Source organism: Nocardiopsis sp. CA-288880 (assembly GCF_050955985.1).
Classification (GTDB): Bacteria; Actinomycetota; Actinomycetes; order Streptosporangiales; family Streptosporangiaceae; genus Nocardiopsis; species Nocardiopsis tropica.
Genome location: NZ_CP192105.1, coordinates 1,465,563 through 1,489,008, shown reverse-complemented (window position 1 = coordinate 1,489,008; position 23,446 = coordinate 1,465,563). Strand labels below are relative to the sequence as shown.

The 23,446-nt window shown below is 74.6% G+C and carries 15 protein-coding genes; 4 read left to right on the top strand and 11 right to left on the bottom strand.

All coding sequences use genetic code 11. The features are described from left to right. Nucleotides 1-48: 48 nt before the first annotated feature. The 6 genes from ACQPYD_RS06540 to cobT form a co-directional block, all read right to left on the bottom strand. Nucleotides 49-1,431: a GGDEF domain-containing protein gene (locus tag ACQPYD_RS06540; RefSeq protein WP_402914687.1), complete on the bottom strand. Its 1,383-nt coding sequence runs from the start codon at nucleotides 1,429-1,431 to the stop codon at nucleotides 49-51. 566 nt (nucleotides 1,432-1,997) lie between these two features. Further along, nucleotides 1,998-4,535, bottom strand: coding sequence for a GTPase (locus ACQPYD_RS06535; protein ID WP_433700208.1), 2,538 nt, complete (start codon nucleotides 4,533-4,535; stop codon nucleotides 1,998-2,000). Continuing rightward, nucleotides 4,532-6,430, bottom strand: a complete 1,899-nt coding sequence (locus ACQPYD_RS06530) for a dynamin family protein (protein WP_433700207.1) — start codon at nucleotides 6,428-6,430, stop codon at nucleotides 4,532-4,534. The genes ACQPYD_RS06535 and ACQPYD_RS06530 overlap by 4 nt, the downstream gene beginning before the upstream one ends. Nucleotides 6,431-6,502: 72 nt before the next feature. Beyond that, on the bottom strand, nucleotides 6,503-7,783 hold the full coding sequence (gene cobA / locus ACQPYD_RS06525) for a uroporphyrinogen-III C-methyltransferase (protein WP_433700206.1): 1,281 nt from the start codon (nucleotides 7,781-7,783) through the stop codon (nucleotides 6,503-6,505). A gap of 200 nt (nucleotides 7,784-7,983) precedes the next feature. Further along, nucleotides 7,984-8,757: an enoyl-ACP reductase FabI gene (gene fabI, locus ACQPYD_RS06520; RefSeq protein WP_267948560.1), complete on the bottom strand. Its 774-nt coding sequence runs from the start codon at nucleotides 8,755-8,757 to the stop codon at nucleotides 7,984-7,986. 224 nt (nucleotides 8,758-8,981) lie between these two features. Then, nucleotides 8,982-11,420 carry a nicotinate-nucleotide--dimethylbenzimidazole phosphoribosyltransferase gene (cobT, locus tag ACQPYD_RS06515; protein WP_433700205.1) on the bottom strand — a complete coding sequence of 813 codons (2,439 nt, stop codon included), beginning with the start codon at nucleotides 11,418-11,420 and terminating at the stop codon, nucleotides 8,982-8,984. Between the two features lie 586 nt (nucleotides 11,421-12,006). On the opposite strand from cobT, the gene ACQPYD_RS06510 reads away from it, so the two are divergent. Further along, nucleotides 12,007-13,140 carry a peptidoglycan recognition protein family protein gene (locus tag ACQPYD_RS06510; RefSeq protein ID WP_433700204.1) on the top strand — a complete coding sequence of 378 codons (1,134 nt, stop codon included), beginning with the start codon at nucleotides 12,007-12,009 and terminating at the stop codon, nucleotides 13,138-13,140. A 78-nt stretch (nucleotides 13,141-13,218) separates the two neighbouring features. Here ACQPYD_RS06510 and ACQPYD_RS06505 read toward each other — a convergent pair whose 3' ends face one another. Continuing rightward, nucleotides 13,219-13,827: a DinB family protein gene (locus tag ACQPYD_RS06505; RefSeq protein WP_433700203.1), complete on the bottom strand. Its 609-nt coding sequence runs from the start codon at nucleotides 13,825-13,827 to the stop codon at nucleotides 13,219-13,221. A 191-nt stretch (nucleotides 13,828-14,018) separates the two neighbouring features. Here ACQPYD_RS06505 and ACQPYD_RS06500 point away from each other — a divergent pair, with 191 nt between their 5' ends. Then, complete coding sequence (locus ACQPYD_RS06500; RefSeq protein WP_433700202.1) at nucleotides 14,019-14,609, top strand: GNAT family N-acetyltransferase; 591 nt, start codon at nucleotides 14,019-14,021, stop codon at nucleotides 14,607-14,609. 104 nt (nucleotides 14,610-14,713) lie between these two features. On the opposite strand, the gene ACQPYD_RS06495 is transcribed toward ACQPYD_RS06500, so the two are convergent. Beyond that, nucleotides 14,714-15,004 (bottom strand): DUF6504 family protein, encoded by a 291-nt coding sequence (locus ACQPYD_RS06495; protein WP_407942298.1) that lies wholly within the window; start codon nucleotides 15,002-15,004, stop codon nucleotides 14,714-14,716. Nucleotides 15,005-15,376: 372 nt separating this feature from the next. Between ACQPYD_RS06495 and ACQPYD_RS06490 the strand changes: the two genes are divergently transcribed. Further along, nucleotides 15,377-17,608 (top strand): protein kinase domain-containing protein, encoded by a 2,232-nt coding sequence (locus tag ACQPYD_RS06490; protein WP_433700201.1) that lies wholly within the window; start codon nucleotides 15,377-15,379, stop codon nucleotides 17,606-17,608. 96 nt (nucleotides 17,609-17,704) lie between these two features. Then, nucleotides 17,705-18,670 (top strand): quinone oxidoreductase family protein, encoded by a 966-nt coding sequence (locus ACQPYD_RS06485; RefSeq protein ID WP_433700200.1) that lies wholly within the window; start codon nucleotides 17,705-17,707, stop codon nucleotides 18,668-18,670. 67 nt (nucleotides 18,671-18,737) lie between these two features. Here ACQPYD_RS06485 and ACQPYD_RS06480 read toward each other — a convergent pair whose 3' ends face one another. The 3 genes from ACQPYD_RS06480 to ACQPYD_RS06470 all read right to left on the bottom strand — a co-directional run bounded on the left by ACQPYD_RS06480 (nucleotide 18,738) and on the right by ACQPYD_RS06470 (nucleotide 23,424). Next, the gene (locus tag ACQPYD_RS06480; protein ID WP_433701974.1) at nucleotides 18,738-19,820 is read right to left on the bottom strand and encodes an SPFH domain-containing protein; all 1,083 of its coding nucleotides are present in this window, start codon (nucleotides 19,818-19,820) and stop codon (nucleotides 18,738-18,740) included. 36 nt (nucleotides 19,821-19,856) lie between these two features. Beyond that, nucleotides 19,857-20,321, bottom strand: coding sequence for an NfeD family protein (locus ACQPYD_RS06475; protein WP_267948553.1), 465 nt, complete (start codon nucleotides 20,319-20,321; stop codon nucleotides 19,857-19,859). A 172-nt stretch (nucleotides 20,322-20,493) separates the two neighbouring features. Next, complete coding sequence (locus tag ACQPYD_RS06470; RefSeq protein ID WP_433700199.1) at nucleotides 20,494-23,424, bottom strand: penicillin acylase family protein; 2,931 nt, start codon at nucleotides 23,422-23,424, stop codon at nucleotides 20,494-20,496. Between the last annotated feature and the right edge of the window lie 22 nt (nucleotides 23,425-23,446).

Genomic DNA, 23,446 nt, shown 5'->3' with positions numbered 1-23,446 from the left:
GGCTTCCGGAACCTGTGGACGACCGCGCGTTCTCCGTGGGACCGCGGTTCAGGTGACCTCTCTGGGATCGGTGGGTTCCGCGGGCCCGCCGCGGTCGGTCAGCTCCGCCTCGCGCGGGCCGGGGATCGTGCCGCCGACGCCGGGGCGCCCCGCCGGCAGGCACACGCGGTTGCGGCCGGTCTCCTTGGCCCGGTAGAGCGCGAGATCGGCCGCGGTGAGCAGTTCGACCAGGTCGTTGCCGTGGTCGCCGATGACCGCCACCCCGATCGAGATGGTGATGCGCACCGGGACGCCGTCGACCGCGATCTCCATGCCCCCGACCTGCGTGCGCAGGCGTTCGGCCGCGCGCCAGGCCTCGGTGGTGTCGGACCCGGGCAGCAGCACCACGAACTCCTCGCCGCCGAACCTCCCGAGCAGGTCGGACTGGCGCAGCTGCTGGGCGATGGTGGTGGCCACCCCCAGGAGGACCTGGTCCCCGAACAGGTGGCCGTGGCTGTCGTTGACCCGCTTGAAGTGGTCGATGTCGACGATGAGCACGGCGGCGCGCCCCCGGGAGGAGCGGGCCCTGGCGATCTCGATCGACGCCTCCTGCTCCCAGGTGGGCGCGTTGAGGAGCCCCGTCTTGGGGTCGGTCCGCGCGGCCATCTGCAACTGCTGGTAGAGGAGGCTGCGCTGGAGGAGGAGGACCGGCGGGACCGCGATGACCAGGAGGAAGAGGGACAGCTGGGCGAGGATGGCGACCGTGACGCCGACACATAATTCGACGGCGTCCACGATGAGCGCCTCGCGGTCCCACATGGGGCGCAGGCTGTTGCCCGGGCCGCTGCTGATCCTCGCGGCCAGGGCGACGAGGAGGGTGTTGAGGACGGTGAACCCCGCGCAGCACAGTACCGCCACGAGCACGCCGGGCCCCGTGGTGAGGGGCTCGCCGGACTCGACGACGCCGCCCAGGCCGCCGACGAGGTCGTCCCCCCACACGCCGTGCCAGACCACCGACACCAGGAACCCCGAGAGCCCCACCGAGGTCGCGTTGAACACCCGGCGGTGCACCAGGGTGCGCCTCGTGCGCTGCTGGACCATCAGGTACACGGGGATGGGGATGAGCAGGGAGTACACCGGCGGGAGGAGGAGCACGACCGGGAACCACCAGGCCCCCAGCAGGTCGCGGTTGAACCCGGCCGGCGTTGGCGTGCCCAGCCGGCGGCTCCCCTCGACCGAGATCGCCGCGCCGGCGACCAGCGCGGTGAAGGTGACCAGGTCCTTCAGTGAGAACACGGTCAGGGCGAACGCCACCCCGAACAGGAACAGCGCGGCGACCAGGAGCAGGCACATGTAGACGATCAGGCCCTGGGGCTCCTGGAGGACCGGCCACGAGGACCGGCCCCCGGGGGCACGGCCGACCGGCGCCGCCGGTTTCTCCGAGATGCTCACGACTCCCGCCTCCCTTCTGTGTCACGCTCTGCCATTCATCCCCCACACCCGACTCTGATGGGTCCGCCGCCTCCTGCGGTTCTCCGTTCGACGGGATGGATTCGCCCCGCGTTCCCCTACCATGCCACTCGGTGACGACGGCCGGGTAGCCGAACGCCCGAAGTCCGCTCGCCGGACGGGCCCACTCGACACCCCAACACTTTACATCACTTTGGGTAATAACTTAATCGCTTATTGTATCGAGAGTCGCGAGACCCCCCGTTCCGGGGTGTGCGGAGACCCAGGGGGGTTGGTCGTGCACCGGTTCTGGGGCATTCTTCTGTGGGGCGCGGCGTCAGCCGCTCCGGCACGGACCGCCGACCTCCCGGGGGCCCGGCCGATTCCGCCTCGGCAGCACTCGACACGAAGGAGCACTCACCATGGCGATCGACGGCGCGAGCTGGGTCTGATACCCACGCCTACGCAACACACCCGGGGGCGGGCGGCATGATGCCGCCCGCCCCCGGGCCCGTGGTCCGGCGGACGGACGCGGTCGCGCGCCGACCGCGCCGTCGCCGGCCTTCCGCTCAGGTCCCGGCCGCCGCCACGGCCACCTCGTAGGCGGAGCGGAACGCCCTGTACCTCGCCAGCTCGGCCTCCATCGGCTCCACCACCCGCAGCGCGGTGATCTCCCGGACCCGGCCCAGGGCCTTGCGCTCCACGTCCTCGCGGCGCTGCACCGCCGCCACCTCGACGAGGTTGCCGCAGCCCACCCCGGTCAGCCAGCCGACCAGCAGCGCCGCGACCACCAGCGCGCCCGAGTAGGCGGCGAAGACCGGGTCGTCGAACATCGCCAGGCCGGTGATGCCGCCGCCGAGCCGGCTGAGCACGGAGACGACCGTCCAGGCCAGACCGATGCCGACCGCCGTGAGCAGGGCGAACTGCGCGGTGCGGGCGAGCTTCCACCACCCGGGGCTCAGCTCCGGGTCGCCGACGGCCGCCGAGACGGCCTCCCCCAGCTCGGCCGGGAGTTCGGGCACCGCACTGCGCGCGGCGGTGCGCATCCGGCGCCGCCAGGGCGCGGGCATGCCCTCGGAGACGGTGTCGGCCGCCTCCCCGAGGACGGTCTCCAGCTCGGCCACGTGCGCGTCGACGGGGCCCCGGACGCCGTTCTCGCTGTCGCGGCGCAGAAAGTCGAGCTGCACGGCGGCCAGGGGGTCCTTGCGGAGCCTGGCCGCGCGGCGTGCCACGGGCCAACCGACCTTGCGCTTGCCGCGCCTGACGTCGTTGGTCTCGGTGACGTCGGCGACGGCGGTCACCCCCGCGGCGCCGGCCAGCCCCTCCTGGATCCGGGTCCGCACGTCGGCGGGGACCGTCTCGGGGACGTCCCCCTCGCCGTGGAATTCGGCGAAGGGCTCGACGACCTGGTCGAGGTCGGCGACCAGGCGGTCCACCAGCGCGCGGCGCTCGCGCACCGTCTCCGCGAGGAACTCGCGCACGTCGCGGATGCCCTGGCCGGTGAGCGTGGACGTGGTGATGACGCGCGGGTGCACGCCGGACTCCGACTCCAGCAGGCGGCGCAGGTCGGTGAGCAGCTCCTCCAGCTCGTCGGGCTCCACCTTGTCCACCTGGTTGAGGACGGCGACGGTGACCGCCCCGTGGCCGGCCATCCTGGCCAGGTAGCGGTGGTGGACGGCGGCGTCGGCGTACTTCTGCGGGTCCAGGACCCACACCAGCAGGTCGACCGAGCCGATCAGCCGGTCGGCCTCGGCGGTGTGCATGCTGCGCACGGAGTCGTGGTCGGGCAGGTCGAGCAGGACCAGTCCGGTCAGCTCGGAGTTGCCGGCGTCCAGGACGCTGGAGCGCGAGTGCCGGTAGCGGTTGGGGACGCCCAGCCAGCTCAGGAGGGCGTCGGCCCCCTCGTGCCCCCACACGCAGGCGTGCGCCTTGGAGGTGGTGGGCCGGGTGACCCCGGTCTGTGAGAGTTCGAGTCCGCACAGGGCGTTGAACAGGGAGGACTTGCCGCTGCCGGTGCCGCCGGCGAGCGCGACGACGGTGTGCTCGGCGGACAGCCTCAGCCGGGCCCCGGCGTGGTCGAGCAGCTGGGCGGCCCGGGCGGTGATCTCCTGGGGCAGGTCGCCCTGGCCCAGATCGGTCAGCGTGGACAGAGCGTCCAGGCGCTCGATGAGCTCGGCCCTGCTCGTGGACGGGGTGGTCTCCCACTCGTCGTGGGTGGTGGGGCGGTACTCCTCCTCGTCCTCCTCCACGGCGCCGCCGTCCGTCGGCCCGGACACGGTGTCGGGGCCGATCGCGCGGAAGGCGCCGGAGACCGCCGAGGGCCCGGGGACGCGGCGGGGCAGCGGTTCGGGCTCCTCCGGCCCAGGTGCGCCGGACACGTCCGCGGAGGGCGGGCCGCCGTCCTCCGCGGTGTCGTCCTCCCGGTCGGCGGGCGTCCCGGCGCCGGGGGGCTCCTGCGGCTCCGCGCCGCGGCGGGCGCGGGCGGGTTCGCCGGTCCCGCCGCCGGAGCCCGCGCGCTGTCCCACGATCGGGAAGGCCCCGGTGGTGCGCCCGGCGATACGGGTGTCGTCGGCGGCCTCCGCGAGGCTCCCCACCCACCCGGCGAGCCCGTCGGGGTCCTCCGGGGTGATGTCGTCCGGGTCGGCGGCGGGGACCTCCCCCGCCGGCCGGGCGCTCCTGTCGGACCGGGGGGGGCCGTCCCCCCCGGGCGCGGCGGAGTGCCTGGCGTGCCGCCCCGAGCGCCGCGGAGGCGCCTCCTGGGGGCCGGGCCCGGCCTGGGCCCCGCCTCCCTCGTCCGGCGCGCTCCCGGCGCGCTCGGGGGCCTCCCTCGGCGCGGCGGCGCCGGACGGGTCCGGGTAGCCGGTGATGCCGTCGTAGGAGGGTTCCTCGGTGCCGTCCTCCGAGGGGTCGGCGTGCTCGGGGTGCTCGGGAACGGGCATGGTGTACCCGCGCCACGGCCCGCCTCCGGACCGCACCGGTTCGTCCTGCGGGGCGTGCCCGCGGGCGCCGGGGCCGGGGTGCCCGCTCTCGCGGTCCTCGGCCTCGGCGCGGCCGTCGGCCGCGCCGTAGTCCCCTTGCGCCTGCGCGGGGTTCCACTGAGTCGTCATCGTGCTATCTCAAGGTTGTACGTGGCCTGATAGAGCTGGACGGCGCTGTCCTCGGACGGGATCCCGGCCGACGCGAGCGCGCTGTCGAAGGGCACTCGCTCGCGATCGAGCAGCCCGAGGACGCGCCTGCGCAGGTTGTCCCGTGCGGTTTCGCCAATGCTTCGCAGTGACTGGGCGCCGAACAGCCCCTTGAGCAGGCGCTGCGGAGAGGGGCCGGAGGTGTCGGCCGCGTGTGCGCCGCCTCCGGATCGGGACCGCTCGTAGCCGAGCAGGTCGATGATCAGGACCAGGGCGACGATGTCGCGGTCGAAGGTGACGAACCGGGCCACGGAGCGCTTGGTGGCCCCGCTGACCGTGGTCATCTCGGCCACGTCGTCCTGCCACTCGGCGATCTCCTGGCGGATCTGCTGTGACAGCAGGCCGGTGCCGGGCCGGTCCAGGGCCTTGCCCGCGAGGTCCCCGCCGCCGGGCACCTCGCGCCACTTCTGTTCGATCTCGTCGGAGGCGTGCCCGCAGGCGGAGACCACCATGGCCTCCAGCGCGTCGCGGAGCGCGCGCTCCAGGGCGCTCACCCGCTGGCCGCGCTCGGCCTGCTCGGCGCGGCCGCTCCGGCGGGTGCGCCTGCCGCGCATGCGCAGGCTCTTGGCCAGCTCGCCGCTCGCGGCGACCTCCTGCCAGCGGGCGAGCAGCGACCCGCGCAGGAGGGAGCCGTCGACCAGGCTCGTGTCCACACGGCGGTGGGCGCCCGCGTAGGCGTCGTCCACCACCGTGGAGAGCGTGCGCCCGGTCTCGATCTGGGCCTCCACCTGGCGCGCGAGTTCGGGCACGCGCGTGCGGAAGCTGTCGATGACGCCGATGAACGTGCGCCGGGAGACCCGGTCCCGCTGCTCGGCCTCCCCCGCCACCTCCGCGAGGTAGTCGCGGATGTGGTCGGCGACGTTGGCGGTGAAGCGCTCCCCCTTCACCTGGTCGGTCTCGGGGATCGCGAACCTGGCGGCGTTGCCCAGCCCGTTGGCCTCCAGCATCGCCCCGAAGTGGTCCAGGAGCCGGCGGCGGCCGCGGCGCGGCACCCGGGAGAGCACGACGGCCAGCGAGGTGTCGCGGTCGCGCGCCACCTGGAGGAACTCCCACACACGGGCGTCCGCGTAGCGGGTGCTCGTGGTGACGAACACCCACAGGTCCGCGGCGTCCAGGAACTTGGCGGCGAACTCGTGGTGGGCGGCGACGGCGGAGTCGACGTCGGGGGTGTCCAGCAGGGCCACGCCCGGGGGCATGGCCTCGGTGGCGGCGAGCACCAGCATGCCGTCCTTGCCCGGCATCGCCAGGCCCTGCTGGCGCACACGCGGCAGGGACGGGATGAACGAGGCCTCGCTGAACCAGTCGACGTCGGCGGGGTTGCAGGCCAGGACCGGGCTGTTGGTGGTCGGGCGGCGCACGCCGGTGGTGGTGACCTGTTCGCCGACGAGGCTGTTGACCAGGGTCGACTTGCCCGCACCGGTGGACCCCGCGACCGCGATCAGCAGGGGGATGTCGGGGCGGCGGACCCGGGGCAGGACGTAGTCGGACAGCTGGGCGAGGACGTCGGCCTGGAGGGTGCGGCCCTCCTCGGCGTTGGGCAGCCCCTCGGCGAACTCCAGGTCGCGGATCTGCTTGCGCAGCTCTTCCAGGACCTGGTCGAAACGGTTGTCGTCGGGTGCGGGGGCCCGGTGCTTGGCCGGGCCCGCGGAAACGGGGACCGTGGGGCCTCTGCGTGCCTCGGCGATGCCCTGGGGGTCTGCCCCGGGCACGGCCGCGGAACCCTCGGCGGTCTGGTCTGAGGTGGCGGCCGGTCCGGTTCCGAACCGGTCCGAGGCACCGTCACCCGTGGTGTCCGGTGCGGCCGACGGCCGGGTCATGATCGGTATGCCCTCCTCATCGGTAGTGGCGGTCCCCCACCGGGCGGGCGACGAACGCCGTCGGCGAGGGCCTCACTGGGGATCGCGCCCGGTCGCCAGCCGATGGGACTCGAGCTGGGTTCCCGTGTGCAGTATGTCAAGATCCCGCGCTGTTTTGACCACTTCTCCGATGATCACCACCGCGGGCGGCCGCACTTCGGCCGAACGGACCGCGGCGGCGATGGTGGCCAGCGTACCCGTCACCGTTCGCTGCCCCGGCAGCGTGGCCTCCTGTACGACGGCGACGGGCGTGTCGGCGGGGCGGCCGTGGGCGACGAGGGCCTCGGCGATCGCCCGGATGCGCTCGACCCCCATGAGGACGATGACGGTGCCGCCCGCCGCGGCCAGGCCCTTCCAGTCGACCGTCGACCGGCTGTCGCCCGGGGCGACGTGCGCGGAGACGATGTGCACGTCCTGCGCGACGCCGCGGTGGGTGGCGGGGATCCCGGCGCTCGCGGGGGCGGCCAGGGCGCTGGTGACCCCGGGGACGGCGATGACGGGGATCCCGGCCGCCGCGCAGGCGGCGGCCTCCTCGCCTCCCCGCCCGAACAGGAAGGAGTCGCCGCCCTTGAGCCGGACCACGAACTTCCCCTGCGCGGCACGGGTGACCAGGACCTCGTTGATGTCCTCCTGGGTCATGGACCGGCCGTAGGGGATCTTGGCGGCGTCGACGATCTCCACGTCGGCCGGCAGCCGGTCCAGGAGGGAGGTCGGGGCGAGCCGGTCGACGACCACGACGTCGGCCTGGGAGAGCAGCTGACGGCCCCGGACCGTGATCAGGCCGGGGTCGCCGGGGCCCCCTCCGACCAGCGCGACGCCGCGCAGGGGCTCGCGTCCGCGCCGGGCGTCGAGGGTGCCGTCGGCGAGGCCCTCCGTGATCGCGTCGCGCAGCCCGGCCGACCTGCGGGGGTCCCCCGAGGCGACGACGCCGACGGTGATGCCGTTCACCGTGCCGCTGGCGGGGGTCCAGGCCGAGGACTCGTGGCGGTCGTCGGCGCGCACGCACCACACCCGGGCGCCCTCCGCCTCCTCCGCGACGGCGGCGTTGACCGCCGGGTCGTCCGTGGCGGCGTGGACGAGCCAGTACGGGGTCGCCTCCGGGCCGGCGACGTCGCCCGGGGCGTAGGCCCTGCGGAGCCAGGTGAGGCGCCCGGCGGCGGCCAGGTCCTCCAGCGCCGCGGACACCTCGGGCGCCACCATGGTCACCCGGGCGCCCGCCTCGAGCAGCACCGGGATCCGGCGCTGGGCGACCCTGCCGCCGCCGACGACGAGCACGTCACGGCCTCGTATGCGCAAACCAAGGAGATAGGTCACGGATCGCGCCCCTTCGGTCGTCCGTACCGGCCCCCGGCGACGACGGCGGGGTGCTGGCGGGAAGCTGCGCCAGCCGCCGGCGATGTGCGGCGATTGCTCCGGCTCACCTTGTCAAAGCGGTATTACGCATTGGTAAACCCTCGCGCTCCGGGGGTGTGAGCCGCCACGCACCGCGCGGTGCGCCCCGCTCCGTCCGGTGCTCAGGCGAGGGGCGCGCCCATGGCGTGGTAACCGCCGTCGACGTGCATGACCGTCCCCGTGATGGCCCGCGCGGCCGGGGACATGAGGAACAGGGCGGGACCGGCGACCACGGAGGCGTCCTTGGTGTCCCAGCCCAGCGGGGCGTTGTCGCCCCAGGAGTCGGCGATCTGGGAGAACCCGGGGATGGAGCCCCCGGCCAGGGACTTGATCGGACCCGCCGAGATGGCGTTGACCCGGATGCCGTCGCCGCCGAGGTCGCGGGCCAGGTACTTCGTGCTGTTCTCCAGGACGGCCTTGGCGGAGCCCATCCAGTCGTAGACGGGCCAGGCGACGCTCGCGTCGAAGGTCAGGGAGACCACACCGGAGCCGTCGGGGGCGGCCGCCATCAGCTCGCGGAACCCGACGGCGAGGGCCTTGAGCGAGAACCCGGAGACGTGGACCGCGGTGGCGACGTCCTCCCAGGCGGTGTTGAGGAAGTTGCCGCCCAGCGCGGACTCGGGGGCGTAGGCGATGGCGTGCAGGACGCCGTCCACGTGGTCCCAGTGCTCGGCCACGGCCTTCGCGGTGGCGCTGATCTGCTCGGGGTCGGTGACGTCCATGGGAAGGATGTCGACGGGCTCGGCCGGCAGCCGCTTGGCGACCCGTTCCAGGATCGACAGGGGCCGTCCCGGCGGGTTGGTGAGGATCACCGAGTGCCCCTGGCGCATGGCCTCCTCCGTGATCGCGTACGCGATGGAGGACTGGGTGGTGATTCCGGTGATGAGCAAGTTCACGACGTCTCCCTGGCTGGATGTACTCGCTGCCAGTGGAAACGTATCGGCGGCGGGGCCCCGCGTCGCCTGTGGACCGGCACAAGAAATCCGCGGAGACTTTGAAGCCGCACGCCGCCTGGGACTCCTCCGGGCCGCTCCGGCCCCCGGGAGGGGCCGCCGGGCGTCGCGGAGCAGCGGCCGCCCGCCGGAGGGCCGGCCCCTCGGAGGGCCGACCCCTCGGCGCCCTAGGCGTGGGCGGTGGAGACGCCCGCGTCGTCGAAGGTGGCGACGTCGCGCAGGACCCGCGCGGCGCCCTGGAGCAGGGGGAGCGCCAGCAGTGCGCCGGAGCCCTCGCCCAGGCGCAGCTCCAGGTCGACCAGGGGGCGCAGCCCCAGGTGGTCCAGGGCCAGCGAGTGGCCGGGCTCGCTCGAGCGGTGTCCGGCGAAGCACGCGCCGAGGGCCTCGGGCGAGATGGCCGCGGCGGCGAGGGCGGCCGACCCGGCGATGACCCCGTCCAACAGGACCGGGACGCGCAGCGCGGCGCCGCCCAGCACGAACCCGGCCAGGGCCGCGTGCTCCAGACCGCCCAGCGCGGCGAGGGTGCCGATGGGGTCGGCGGGGTCGACCGGGTTGGCGGCCAGGGCCCGGCGCACCACGTCGACCTTGTGCTCGAACGTGGCGTCGTCCACGCCGGTGCCCCGGCCGGTGGCCCGCGCCGGGTCGGCCCCCGTGAAGGCGCAGACCAGGGCCGCCGCCGGGGTCGTGTTGGCGATCCCCATGTCCCCGGTGACGAGGCACCTGTTGCCTGCCGACACCAGGTCGCGGGCGACCTCGATGCCGCCCTCCAGGGCCTGGAGGGCCTGCTCGCGCGTCATCGCGGGCCCCCGGGTGAAGTCCGCGGTGCCGCGCGCGACCTTGCGGGGCAGCAGCCCGGCGGCTCCGGGCAGGTCGCCGACGACGCCGACGTCCACCACCGTGACCCCGGCCCCCATCTGCCTGGCGAGGGCGTTGACGACCGCTCCCCCCTCCAGGAAGTTGTGCACCATCTGGGCGGTGACCTCCTGGGGCCAGGGGGTCACCCCCTGGGCGTGCACCCCGTGGTCGCCCGCGAAGACGGCGACCGCGGCGGGCTCGGGGATCGGCGGGGGGCACTCCCCGGCCAGCCCGGCGAGCTGCACCGAGACGTCCTCCAGGACCCCGAGGGAGCCCGGCGGCTTGGTCATCCGGTCCTGCCGGTCCCGGGCCTCCTCCAGCACCCGGGTGTCCAGCGCTCCGATGGCGGTGATGGTCTCCTCCAGCAGGCTCGTCGGCTCCTGGCCGGGCAGACCTCGGCGGCCGTAGCGGTCGTGGTGCACCGCCCAGGAGAGGGGGCGTTCGTCCGCCCAGCCGGCGGGGGCGGGCTCGGGGTCGGCGGGGGGCTCCTCGACGTGCCCGACGCAGAGGTAGGCGACCACGCCGAGGTACGAGGGGAGTTCGAGGGCGCGGGCGATGTCGGGTGCGTCGACGTGGCCCACCCAGGCGACGCCGAGGCCCTCCGCCCGGGCGGCGATCCGCAGGTTCTCCACCGCGAGCGCCGCGGCGTGGGACGCGCTCCCGGGCCCGGCGTGGCGGCCGCGGGCGGGGTCGACGGTGACGGCGATGTTGACCGGCGCGTCGAGGACGGCCTCGACCTCGGCCCCGTCGAGGGCGCGGGCTCCGTGCGGGGCGTCCGCGAGGGCCTCGCGCCCGGCGAGGGCGAGGTCGCGCACGCGTGAGCGCAGGGCGGGGTCCTGGACGACGACGAAGTCCCAGGGCTGCGAGTGGCCCACACTCGGCGCCCGGTGGGCCGCTTCGAGGACCCGGGCGAGCACGCCGTCGGGGACGGGGTCGGGGCGGAAGCGCGTCCGGGCGTCGTGCCGCCCGCGGATGGCGCGGTAGACCGCGGCGCGCTCGGCGTCGTCGAAGCCGGGGGTCGGCCGGGGGTCGGCCCCCGCCCCCTCGGGTTCCGGGTGCGCCTGCGGGGCCCGGGGCTCCCCGGTCCCGGCGGACGCCGGTGCGGGGGCCGATCGGGCCCGGACCTGGTCGGAGGCGGGCCGTGACGGCCCGGTGTGCTGCGGCCCGGGAGGGGGCGCGGCTGCTTCGTGTGCGTACATGCCCTGTTCCGGCTCGGTGGTCGCGGGGTGCTGGTCCGCGTGTCCGTGGTTCGTGGTCGGCCCGGCGGGGTCGTGCGGCCCGGCGGCGGCCGGCTCCGCGGCCCGCTCGCCCCGGAGGGGGATCACGTTGGGCCGGAGCGGGGGTCCCGAGGGCGGGGGCATGTCCGGGGAGGGCTCGCTCGCGGCGGGAGCCTCCCGGGGCGCGGTGGTGTGCCGGTCCGCTGCGTCCTCGGCCGGGGCTCCCGGCTGCCGCTCCGCCGGGTCCCCGCCCCCGGGCTCCTCCGGGGGCGGGTCCTGCGGCGCCGGCTCCACCGCCTCCGGTCGCGGCGGGGGCTGCGGGGGTGCGGGCTCCCGGAGCCGGAACGGGTTGGCCGGCCCTCCCGCCGCGTGCGGCGCACGCGCCTGGGTGCCGCGTCCGCTCTCCGGGAGCCCGTCCAGCAGGCCGCCGATGCGGGAACCGGGCCCTGGAGCGGGTTTTCCGCTCCTCCAGCGGGGCGGCTCGTGTTCGCCGTCCCCGCCGCTCCGGGCGTCCCCGCGGTCATCGTTGGTCATGATCGCTCCCCGAGAGAGGTGTGTCGACTGCCCGTTCCGCTTGCTCCGGCGCAGACCGGTAAGCGTAGTCCGCGGTGTTCGTCCCCCGCGAACGGGTTCCCCGGACCCGGACGGCCGGCCCCGGCTCCGTCGCCGGGGTCCCCAAGTCACCACCAACTGTGCCAGAGACCGCGCGGGCACGCGGGGGGTACCGGAGTCCCTCTCCCCTCCGGACCGGCCGGGGCGTGTGCGCCCGGGCCGGTCCGGTGGAGCGCCGCCGCGGGCGTTCACGGCGAAGCCGGGGAGCCAGCCGCCGACCCCGGCGTCACCGTCGGTGGCGCAGATCCGCGCGGGGCGGGGCGCCGCCGGTGGTCCGGCGGCTCCCCGGGGCCGCCCGCCCTCTTCACGGCCGCCGCGTTCCGCCGCGTCCCGGAACCGCGCACATGTCGACATGTCGGACGTCCTGCCCGTCGAAGACGTCCGTCGGCCTCGCCCTCCGTCCTGTCACGCGTGCCGCGGGAAGCCTTCTGTGCCAGGGTGTGCGCACTCCCCCTGCCTCCGGCGGGCGCGATCCGGAACCGACCGATCCGAACGGAATGGACACACGATGCACAGGCGCACCTTCCTCACCGGGGCCACCGCCGCTGCGGGCCTGGCCGCGCTGGGAACCGCTCCGCCCTCGCCCCGCCCCGCCCTCGCCGGGACCGGGTCCGGGTCCGGCGGCACGGCCCCGCGGGTCCTGGCCGAGCGCTTCTCCGCCGCGGGGCCGGTCAGGCCGGAGAGGCGCTTCGACATGGTGGCGGTCACCGGCGGTCCCGGCGGCACGGACACGGCGATCCGCTTCGAGACCGCCGACGGCCTCGGGCCGTGGCGCCCCGTCCACCTGCACACCGGGGGGCGTGACGACCGCGAGCCGTCCGCCGCCGCGCTGGTGCGCGCGCCGGAGGGCGCCACCGGCTACGAGGCCGGGCCCCGCGCGCGCACCGCCGCCGTGAACCTCACCGACGGCGAGGAGCTGCGCCTCGGCGGGCCCGGGCGGGTGACGCTGTCCCCGGGGTCCTCCGCGTCCCCGGGGTCCTCCGCGTCCCCGGGGTCATCCGCCGCCCGCTCCGGTGTCCCCTTCCGCACCCGGGCCGGCTGGGGCGCCGACGAGTCGTGGCGCTTCGACGAGGAGGGCGAGGACCTGTGGGCCCCCGAGTTCCACCCCGTGCAGGCGCTGACCGTGCACCACACCGCCATGCCCACGGGCGACGACCCCGCGGCGGACGTGCGGGCGGTCCACTACCTGCACGCGGTCGAGCAGGCGTGGGGCGACATCGGCTACCACGTGCTCATCGACCCGGAGGGGACGGTCTACGAGGGACGCCACTCGGGCGGGGACGGCGTGCCCGTCTTCTCCGGGGTCCCGTCCCCGGGCCGGGCGCGCGCGGTGACCGCCGGGCACGCGTTCGGCTTCAACCACGGCAACGTGGGGGTGTGCCTGCTCGGCGACTTCACCGAGGAGCTGCCCACGGACGCGGCGCAGGACTCCCTCGTCGCCGTGCTGCGCCTGCTGTGCGCCGTGACCGGCGTCGACCCGTCGGAGAGGATCGGGTACGTGAACCCCGTCACGGGCGCCGTCACGCCGGGCGACGCGGTCTCGCGGCACCGGGACTGGCTGGACACCGAGTGCCCGGGCAACGCGTTCGCCGAGGTCTTCGACACCGCGATCCGCGACCGCGTCGTCGGCGGCCCCTCCTAGCCGGGGCCCGGGGCGGGTCCGCGGCGGCGGGGGAATGCGAGCCGGGCGGTGCGGCTCCGGCGGACCGCGCCGCCCGCCTCACCGCAGGGGCGGGCCGTCCGCGCCGCCCGCCTCGCGCGCCGCGCGTTCCAGGCGGTCCCGGTACCCCTCCCACCAGGCGCGGTCCACGGCGGGCAGGTTGTCCCCTCCGGCCGCCAGCCCGGCGGCGCCGTCGATGAGCTCCCGGAGGATGTCGGCGTGCCCCGCGTGCCGGTCGGTCTCCGCGATCAGGTGCACCAGGACCAGCCGCACCGTCACCTCGGCCCGGTCCTGCGGCCACCAGGGCACGCGGCCGACCGCGTCCGCCCCCAGCTCGGCGACCGTGGCGTCCCCATGGGCCCACACCCGCCTGTACAGGCCCACGATGTACTCGCGCGACTCGTCGGGGGTGGCCCACATGTCCGTGTTGGGCTCCGCGTCGGGGTCGGCCCAGGGCACCGGCTCCCCGAAGGGGCGGCCGAACACCGTCCCCAGGTAGTCCGACTCGACGGCGACCAGATGCTTGACCAGGCCCAACAGGTTGGTCCCGGTCGGTGTCACCGGTCGTCGGACGTCGTACTCCGAGAGTCCGTCCAGCTTCCACAGGACGGCTTCCCGGGCTCCCCGGAGGTAGCGCAGGAGCTCGGGGCAGGGGTCTGTCGCGGTCATGCGGAAACGCCTTTCGTGAGGGGCGCCCCGCCCGGGCGGGCGGGGCCGGGGGCTGTTCTGTACGCCAACGGCCCGGGCGGGAGAGCCCGCGCCCGGCCCGCGGGCGGGGCCGGCACGCGCCGGTCCCGGGTGATCCTCCCGGGCGCGTATCGTGAGCGCACTCCGCACCGATGTCGAGGGGGAACAGCGGCATGTCCACCGTCCAGCAGAGCCCGATCCTGCCGTCCGTGATCCTGGAGACCGAACGCCTGCGCCTGCGCGCGTTCGTCGAGGCCGACATCGACGACGTGCACACGAGCTGCACCGACCCCGAGCTCCAGCGGTGGATCCCGATCCCCGGCCCCGGGCGGCCCTACACCCGCGAGGACGCCGAGCGGTGGTGCCGCGAGGTCGCCCCGGGGATGCGCACCGGCGGCGAGGGCCAGCAATGGGCCGTCGTGGAGAAGGCGTCGGGCCGCCTGGTGGGCGCCATCGGCCTGGTCCGCACCCTGTGGCCCGCCATGAACACCGAGGTCGGATACTGGGTGTCCCCCTGGGGCCGCGGCCGGGGGTACGCGACCGAGGCGGCCGTGGCCGTCTCCCGCTGGGCGGTCGACCAGGGCTTCCTCCGCGTGGAGATCAAGGCGGGCACCGGGAACACCGGCTCCCGCCGGGTCGCGGAGGAGGCCGGTTTCACGTTCGAGGGCGTGGAGCGGAGCGCGATGCCGCTGCACGAGGGCCGGACGGATCTGGCCGTGTACAGCCTCCTGCCCTCCGACCTGGTCCGCGCCGGCGGCCTGTAGCCCCGGGCACGCGGGCGCCGGACCGCCCCGCGCCGCGGGGGCCGTCGTCCCCGTCCGGATCGGCGCGGGCGCCGGGCCGGACGGGAGCGTCCGCGCGAGAGGCTCTAACCCCACACGCGGGAGAGCAGCCAGGTCCCGCTGGCCGTGTCGTGGCGCAGTTCGTACACGCCCTGGGACTGCGACGTTCCCGCCTCCACCCTCCAGTGCCTGCGCTCGGGCACCTGGGACCCGCTCACCGGCGTCCAGTCCATACGCAGCGTGACCCAGTGGTCGAGGATCCTGCGCACGCCGTACACCCTGCCGTTCCACGTGAACCGGGCCGGGCGCCCGTCATCCTCGACGACGGTGACCTCCGCCCCGTAGTACCGTCCCACGACACTTCCCCTCAGCATCATCCGCCTCCTGAGCCCCAACGCATGCCGCCGGGACACCCACCCGTGGGGAAGTCGCGGACGAGTGTCGAACATGTGTTCTAATCCTAGCGAAATCAGCGGCCCCGTGGAACTGTTTCGGGAAGTTCCGCATCCCCCCATGTGACGACCGGTCCGGCCCCGCGCGGAACCCCGGCGCGAGCACCGGGCCGTCGGCGCACTGTTCGAGGGCCGCCACCCGCACGGGTCGTCCCCGGCCCTCCCCGCCACCGCGTCCGGCGTCCGGCCCCGCCCCGGACCGGCCGAGCGCCGAACCAGTTCAGAACGCGTCGGCGTGTCGGCATCGGTACGCTGTCAGGCGCGCAACACACGAGCCACTACGAGGGACCCCCTACTGTGACGTCGAACGGACACGAGAGCGGCAAACCCCTGCGCGCGGGGGACCCGCGCGAACTGGACGGCCACCGCATCGTGAGCCGGCTGGGGCGCGGCGGCATGGGAACCGTGTACCTCGCCGAGGACCCCTCCGGCCGGTCCGTGGCCGTCAAGCTCATCCATCCCGACCTGGCCGACGACGAGTCCTTCCGCCTCCGCTTCGCACGCGAGGTCGAGTCCGCCCGCCGCGTCGCCCGCTTCTCCACCGCCGGGGTCCTCGACGCCCGGCTGGAGGGCGACCCCCTCTACATCGTCACCGAGTACGTGCCGGGGCCGAACCTGGACGAGGCGATCCGCTCGGGCGGGCCCATGAGCGGCGGCACCCTCGAGGGGCTCGCCCTGGGCGTGGCCGCCGCCCTCACCGCCGTCCACGGGTCGGGGGTGGTCCACCGCGACCTCAAACCCGCCAACGTCCTGCTCTCCCCCGTGGGCCCCAAGGTCATCGACTTCGGCATCGCCCGCGCCCTGGACGAGGCGGGCGGCGGGGTCACCCGCTCCAGCCAGCTCATGGGCACCCCGTCCTACATGGCCCCCGAACTCCTCCTGGGGGAGCAGGCCACCGCTGCCGCCGACATCTTCGCCTGGGGCTGCCTCGTCGCCTTCTCCGGCACGGGCAGGGCCCCCTTCGACGCGGCCACCGTGCCCGCCGTCCTCCACAACATCTCCTACGCGCCGCCCCGCCTCGACGGCCTCGACCCGGCCCTGCTGGACCTGGTCCGGGCCACCCTGGAGAAGGACCCCGCCAACCGGCCGTCCTCCCAGCAGATCCTGGCGCGCCTGACCGGTCAGGCGGAACCGGAGGAGGCGGAGGTCCGCCGCACCATCACGGACTCCTGGGCCCCGCCCAGCGGTGTGCCCGTGGTCGGAGCGCCGCCGCAGGAGACCGGCGCCGGGCTCGCGCACGACGGGCCGTCCGGAGGCGGGACCGCCGCCCGGGGCCCCGCCACACCCCCCGGCGGACAGCCCGCCGAGGCCCGGGACCCCCTGCCGCCGCAGCAGCCCGGGACCGCCGGCGCCCACCCCTCCCGGGTCCCTCCCGAGCAGCAGGCGCCGGGGTGGCCGGTACCGCCCGCCCAGCAGGTTCCCCCGGACCGGACCCCGCCGACCCGGCAGATGCCCGACGGCCGCGGGTACCCGCCGTCCGGCCCCCGGCCGGGCCCGGGACACGAGGCCGGGTACCCGAACCGGCCCCCGGGCGGCGGCCGACCCCTCGGCCACTACCCGCCGCCGGGCCCGGAGGGCCCGTCCTTCCCGCCGCACGACCGGCGCCCCGGCACGCAGCACGCGAACTCCGGCGGCCCGGGAGGCCCCGTGGACCCGGTCGCGGCCGGTGCCCGCCCGAACCCGGGCAGGCGCCGGAGGACGGTCGCGATCGGCGCCGCCGCGGCCGCGGTCGTCCTCGTCGCCGCCGTCGGCGGGGCGGTACTGCTGAGCGGCTCCGAAGAGGTGCCGCCCACCGTCTCCCTCTACGAGGTCGACTTCACCACCGACCCGGACTGGGGCTCGGTCTACGACCCGGGCACGGAGGACGGCTACTGGCAGGAGAAGCGCGGATACCTCCTCCAGCACGACCCCGGGACCAGCACCTACGTCAGCCGTGGCACGCCGGCGGCGCTCGCCACCGAGAGCGTGCTTCCCGACAGGGTCGTGGTCAGCTCCACCGCCTACGTCGTCGAGGGACCCGAGCAGGCCGTGTTCGGGGTGCGGTGCTGGGACAACGAGGGCGAGGACCACCGCACCCACTACGAGGCGCTGCTGCGCTACGACGGCATGCGCGCGGAGATCCGCCGCATGAACGAGGAGGACGGCGACCGCACCCTCGCCGAGAGCACCGAGGTCGCCGGGTTCGAGCCCTACCCCCTCTTCGACGAGGAGGTACGGGACGGTGGCTACGACCCGGACCGGCCCTACGCCTTCGAGGCCGACACGGCGCCGGCCAACACCGTGACGCTCTCCTGCCAGTACTACGGCGAGGACGCGGAGGACGGGGAGGGGGAGCGCATGGAGCTGTCGATGTGGGTCAACGACGAACACGTGCTGACCACCGTCGACGACACCCCGCTGCCCGACGACGCGGAGGAGGTGGAGGACCGCCGCCGGGTCGGCGTCGTCACCCGCCCCGGGCCCGGCAACGAGCCCCTCGGCGTGCTCTTCACCGACTTCTACCTCGGCGAGGTCACCGGGGAGGGGTAGGGGTGGAGCGGGACGCGGACCCCGCACCGGGGTGACGCGCCCGTCCTCGGGACTGGCATGATGCCCGGAACCGATCCCAGAAGGAGCAGTGGACCCATGCGCGCCATCGTGATCGAGGAGAACGGCGGACCCGAGGTCCTGCGGCTGGGCGAGACCGCCGACCCCGTGCCCGGCCCCGGGGAGGTGCTGATCGACGTGGAGGCCCGCGGGGTCAACTTCATCGACGTCTACCAGCGCAGCGGCCTGTACGACGTCCCCCTCCCCTTCGTCCCGGGCATGGAGGCCGCCGGCGTCGTCGTCGCGCTCGGAGAGGGCGTCCGCGACCTCTCCGTCGGCCGGCGGGTGGGCTGGGCGATGGCGCCGGGGGCGTACGCCGACCGGGCCGCGGTGAAGGCCTCGCTGGTCGTGCCCGTGCCCGACGCGGTGTCCTCCGAGCAGGCGGCCGCCCTGCTCCTCCAGGGGATGACGGCCCACTACCTGACGCACTCCGTGTACCCGGTCGCCGAGGGCGACACCGTGCTCGTCCACGCGGCGGCCGGCGGCACCGGGCTGCTCGTCACCCAGCTGGCCAAGGAGCGCGGCGCCCGCGTCATCGGCACCGTGTCCACCGAGGAGAAGGAGCGCGTCGCCAGGGAGGCCGGCGCGGACGAGGTCATCCGCTACACCGGGACCCCGGTGGCCGAGGCGGTGCGCGGCCTCACCGGCGGCGCGGGCGTCGCGGCGGTCTACGACGGCGTGGGCCGGGACACCTTCGACGCCAGCCTGGACTCGCTGCGCCCGCGCGGCGTACTGGCGCTGTTCGGGCAGTCCTCCGGCGCGGTCGCCCCGGTGGACCCGCAGCGCCTCAACGCGGCGGGGTCGGTGTACCTGACACGGCCTTCGCTGGCCTACTTCGTGGCGGACCGCGAGGAGCTGCTGGGCAGGGCCCGCGACCTGTTCGACCTGGTGGGAGCGGGGCGCCTGGACGTGCGGATCGGCGGCCGGTACCCGCTGGCGGACGCGGGACGCGCGCAGGCCGACCTGGCCTCCCGCAGGACCACGGGCAAGCTCCTGCTGGTGTGAACCGCGGTGCGGGGGCGCGCCGCCGGGCGGCGCGCCCCCGCTACGGGGCCCGGGCCGGGACCCGGGGTCAGTCCTCCCCGCGCGGCTCCGGCGGCGCCCCCGCGAGTCCGGCGCCGGCCCGGCGCACGTCGTCGCGGGCGTCCGCCACGGCCCGTTCGGCGGCCTCCGCCGCGTCCATGGCGGCCTGGGCGGACGAGGATCGGGCCGGGTCGGGAGCCCCGATGCGGGCGGGCCCGCCCTCCTCGCCGCCGTGGCCCTTCTCCGTGGACGGCTTGCGGTCCGCCGCGTCGCCGGCGAAGGCGTGGCTGACGTTCTTGACCGCCTCGGTGAACTCACCGGGGATGACCCAGAACGTGTTCCCCTCGCCCTGCGCCAGGCTCGGCAGGGTCTCCAGGTACTTGTAGGCGAGCAGCTTGGCGTCGGCGTCGTTGGCGTGCACCGCCTGGAACACGCGCTCGATCGCCTTGGCCTCGCCGTCGGCCCGCAGTATGGCGGCCTGCTGTTCCCCCTGCGCCTCCAGGATGGCCTGCTGCCGCGCCCCCTCCGCCTTGAGGATGCGGGACTGCCTCTCGCCCTCGGCGTGCAGGATGGCCGCCCGCTTGTCGCGGTCGGCGCGCATCTGCTTCTCCATCGCCTCCTTGATGGTGGGAGGCGGGTCGATCGCCTTGATCTCGACCCTGTTGACGCGGATGCCCCACTTTCCGGTGGTGTCGTCCAGGACCCCGCGCAGGCGGGTGTTGATCTCCTCGCGGGAGGTGAGCGTCTGCTCGAGGTCCATGGAGCCGATGACGTTGCGCAGGGTGGTGACCGTGAGCTGGTCGATGGCCTGGATGTAGTTGGCGACCTCGTACGCCGCCGCCTTGGGCGCGGTGATCTGGTAGTAGAGGACGGTGTCGATGTTGACCACCAGGTTGTCCTGCGTGATCACCGGTTGGGGTCGCGAGCTGAACACGTGCTCGCGCAGGTCGAACTTGGAGTTGACGCGGTCGACGCCCGGGATGATGAAGTTCAGGCCGGGGCCGAGGGTGCGGATGTAGCGGCCGAAGCGTTCGATGTTGTACGCCCTCGCCTGAGGGACGATGCGGATCGCGGTCAGGGCGATCGCGACGAACAGGACCGCGAGAATGATGAGGGGGATGGCCGGATCGATCATGTCAGCACCTGACCTCGGGGTCGTGGCTGCGGTTCAGGACGTGTGCTCGGGTGCGCCCCCTGGCAGGGCCTCGCGCGGGTAGACCACGGCTGTGGCTCCGTCGATCTCCACGACGTCGACGCGTGCGCCGACCGGGATCACCAGGTCCTCGTCGATACACCGTGCCGACCACTCCTCTCCGGAGAGCTTGATCCTGCCGCTGTCGCCGTCGACCTCCTGGAGGACGACGGCGGAGCGCCCGACGAGGGCCTCCGCGCCCGACCGGGCGTCGGGCCCCCTGTTCAGCTGGCGCCGCATGAGCGGGCGCACGAGGTAGATGCCCGCCGCCGCGGTCGCGGTGAACCCGATGATCTGCGCGGCCACCGGGAGTCCGATGGCGCCGAGCAGGGCCGCGACCAGTGCCGCGACCGCCAGGAGCCCCAGGACGAAGGTCAGTGTGAGGATCTCGACGATTCCCAGGCCGACGGCGAGGACGAGCCAGATCAACCAGGCATCCATTCCTGAGACCCTCCCCCTTCGTTCCGGGTATTCCTTACGCTACCCATACAAGCCCGGCGAAGCACGCGATCCAGCCCGGTATCCGTGGCAGCGGTCCCGTCACGGACACGCGAACGCGGCCCCCGGTGACACCCGCTCAGGGTCACCGCGGACCGCGTCCGCCCCGCCCGTCCTACCGTCCGCCGGAGAACTGGTAGACGAGCTGGTACGTCGGCCGGTTCTGCCAGGCGACCGGCCACATGCCGATACCGCCCACCGCCTGGTGGATCACCGTGTCGGCGCAGAGCTGGTCGCCCGCCGGGCAGTGGTCGTCGCCCGGGTAGACCTCTCCAGCCGGGGTGGCCGCCGCCTCGGCGAGGGTGTCCAGCAGGACCGTCCGGCAGGCGTCCAGGTCGCCGCCGCCGCAGTAGGCGCCGCCCAGCGGCCCCTCGACCTCCTGTCCGAGGACGGACCGCAGGTCCTTGTCGACGTACGACCACCAGCCGTACTGGAACGAGGAGCCCTTGTGCGGCTGCCCCTGGTTGACGCTTCCCGGGGTCCCTCCGCCGGTGGCGCCCGAGGGGGACTCGTCGGTCTGGGCGGCCCTGGTCAGCTCCGTGTACAGGTCCTCGCCCAGCTCCGGCTCGAACTGCGCCCGGACCAACAGGGGCCACCACGCGTCGAGCGTGCGGATGGAGTCGGCGTACGAGTAGTACCCCGCGTCGCGGTGGGGCTCGCGGCGCAGCGATCCCGCCTCGTTCCACAGCCGCAGCTCCTCCACGGCGGCGGCCAGCTCCGGGTCCTCCACCGGGGCCGAGTCGATGACCTCCAGCATCAGCGGGAGGACCTCCTGCGCGCGCAGGTCGGCCACCCCGGCCTCCATCATGACGCCGGTGAGGGAGGCGGTGGTGAACTCGTGCCCGCTGCCGACCAGCGCCGCCACCCGGCTGTCGAGCAGGTCGCCGCGGTGGACCGATCCGGTCGACCAGCCGGAGGTGTAGCCCCGCGCGGGCTTGTTGTTCCAGTTGACGATGTAGTCCGGGTCGACGGCCTGCGGGTGGTCCTCCTGGGGGTGGTAGTCGGCGCTGTTCGTGGCCGGGTCCCAGCCCGACCAGCCCGCGGCCGAGTAGGCGTCGATGGGCAGGTTGGGGTTGGTGCCCTCGACGCGCACCGGGTTCGCGCCCGAGTTGACGAACGCGATGTCCTCGTCGTCGACGTAGTGCCAGTTGAAGGCGTAGCCGATGTCGCCCGCGGCCTCCGTGAAGGTCTCGGCCGAGGTGACCTCGCCCGGGTCGTTGAACCGCTGGAACCCGATGATGGAGTCGACCTCGCGCATGTACGTGGAGCGCAGGGACGTGAACGCCACCGGGGCTCCGTCCACGGTGGCGAACGACTGCACGAGCCCGTACTCGGAGCGCAGCGACGTCATCGTGTACCCGCCCGCCGGGGTGCCGTCGGCGACGGTGGGCGACCACTCGTTGGTGACGCTCAGCTCCTCGAAGGCGGTGCAGTCCCCCGAGGTGTCCACGTAGGCGCGCGAGGCGGTGCTCGGGGCGGAGCCGTCCGTCTCGCAGAGCTCGACCGCGAACGTGTCGGTGATGTCCTGGCCCGCCGAGGTGGCGCTCCAGGCGTAGTCGACGCCGCGGCCCATCTGGACGTAGAAGCTCACGCCCGCGAACGACGCGCCGCGCGCGCTGATGCCCGGCCCCTGGAGCTCCTGGAGCATGAGCAGCTGCGGTGAGAAGTAGCCGGTCTGGGGGCCCATCACGGCCACCGGGTTGCCGCTCTCGGTGTGCTCGCCCGAGACGAGCAGCGCGTTGGACATGCCGCGCGGGTCCATGAAGCCCTCGGGGAGCACCCCCTCGTTGAACACGCCCTCCGCGGCCGACAGGTCTCCGTCCTCGACCATCTGCTCCAGCTCGTCCCGCTGTTCCCGGGGCAGCTCCTCGACCGTGGGGGCGTCGGCCCCGTCCTCGGGCCCCCCGACCGCGTCCGCGAGCGGCGCGGGCGCCTCCGCGGTCTCACCGCTCGCCGCCGACCCGTGCTCGTCGTGGACGATGTCGTAGGGCTCGACGGAGCCCGGGTCCGGCGCGACCTCGCCGACCGGGGACCCGGGGGTGCCGGTGTACGGGAACTCCCCCTCCACGCTGACCACGGCCTCGGGATCGTTCTCCATCCGCCAGGCCCGCCAGAGCTCGGCGCCCTCCTCCGCCCCGTAGCGGTCCTGGAAGTTGGCGAGGACGACGGCCGCCTGGACCTCGCCGCCGCCACCGCCGCCGAAGATCCCGCCGACCATGGCGGCGATGCCGACCACGTCGGTGGGGGTGAAGGGCTCGATCTCCCCGCGGTTGGTGATCGCGTCCTTGTGCCCGGTCAGGACGTACTCGCCGGGGAAGTAGCGGCCGCTGTCGGCCTCCTCGATGTAGGAGTTGACCCCTTCGAGATAGGCGTCGACGTCGGCGAGCGCCTGCTCTCCCCGCTCTCCCCCGGCGGCGACCCGGTCGATCTGGGCCTGCTTGTCCTCCTCGGTGTAGGGGGCGGTGCGCCACAGGTCCTGCTCGAGTCCGCGGTTGCCCTCCGCCCCGCCGGCGAAGGAGGTCAGCTCGCCCCGGCCGACCCTGCGCAGCACGTCCATGAGGAAGAGCCGGTCCTCCGCCGCGGCGTACCCGGCGCCGTACATGGTGCCCTCGCGGGTGGTGCCCTCGATGTGGGGGATCCCGTGGCTCTCGTCCCGGGTGATGGTGACGTCCTCGCGCGGCCGGTACCGCCGGTCCACGTCGCCGGGGTCGACCCCGAAGGAGGCGTCGACGAAGAAGTCGTCCAGTCCCTCCTCCGTGAGCCCGTCGTAGTGGTGGACGAGGTTGTCGTACATGTCCAGCTGGCTGGAGGAGTGCTCGGGCCGCGTCCCGAAGACCTGGTGGCCGAGGATCTCGACCAGTGTGGCGCTGCCGTTCTGGCCGGGGGGAAGGATGTCGCGGCATCCCTGCGGAGCGCAGTAGTCGGCGAGGGGTTCGGGTTCGGCCAGGGCCGGGGACGCGGGGAGGGCGGCCGCGGTGGCGGCCGTCACCGCCAGCGCGAGGCCCGAGGCGCCGGTGCGTAGCCGTCGGCGGAGTGAGGGGAACAAGAGCTGTCACCACCTGGGGGTG

Coding starts and splice junctions, on each gene's coding strand:
- ACQPYD_RS06535 (WP_433700208.1), bottom strand. CDS start 4,535: ATGACGACTCAGTGGAACCCCGCGCAGGCGCAAGGGGACTACGGCGCG.
- ACQPYD_RS06530 (WP_433700207.1), bottom strand. CDS start 6,430: ATGACCCGGCCGTCGGCCGCACCGGACACCACGGGTGACGGTGCCTCG.
- cobT (WP_433700205.1), bottom strand. CDS start 11,420: ATGACCAACGATGACCGCGGGGACGCCCGGAGCGGCGGGGACGGCGAA.
- ACQPYD_RS06510 (WP_433700204.1), top strand. CDS start 12,007: ATGCACAGGCGCACCTTCCTCACCGGGGCCACCGCCGCTGCGGGCCTG.
- ACQPYD_RS06505 (WP_433700203.1), bottom strand. CDS start 13,827: ATGACCGCGACAGACCCCTGCCCCGAGCTCCTGCGCTACCTCCGGGGA.
- ACQPYD_RS06500 (WP_433700202.1), top strand. CDS start 14,019: ATGTCCACCGTCCAGCAGAGCCCGATCCTGCCGTCCGTGATCCTGGAG.
- ACQPYD_RS06495 (WP_407942298.1), bottom strand. CDS start 15,004: ATGATGCTGAGGGGAAGTGTCGTGGGACGGTACTACGGGGCGGAGGTC.
- ACQPYD_RS06485 (WP_433700200.1), top strand. CDS start 17,705: ATGCGCGCCATCGTGATCGAGGAGAACGGCGGACCCGAGGTCCTGCGG.
- ACQPYD_RS06475 (WP_267948553.1), bottom strand. CDS start 20,321: ATGGATGCCTGGTTGATCTGGCTCGTCCTCGCCGTCGGCCTGGGAATC.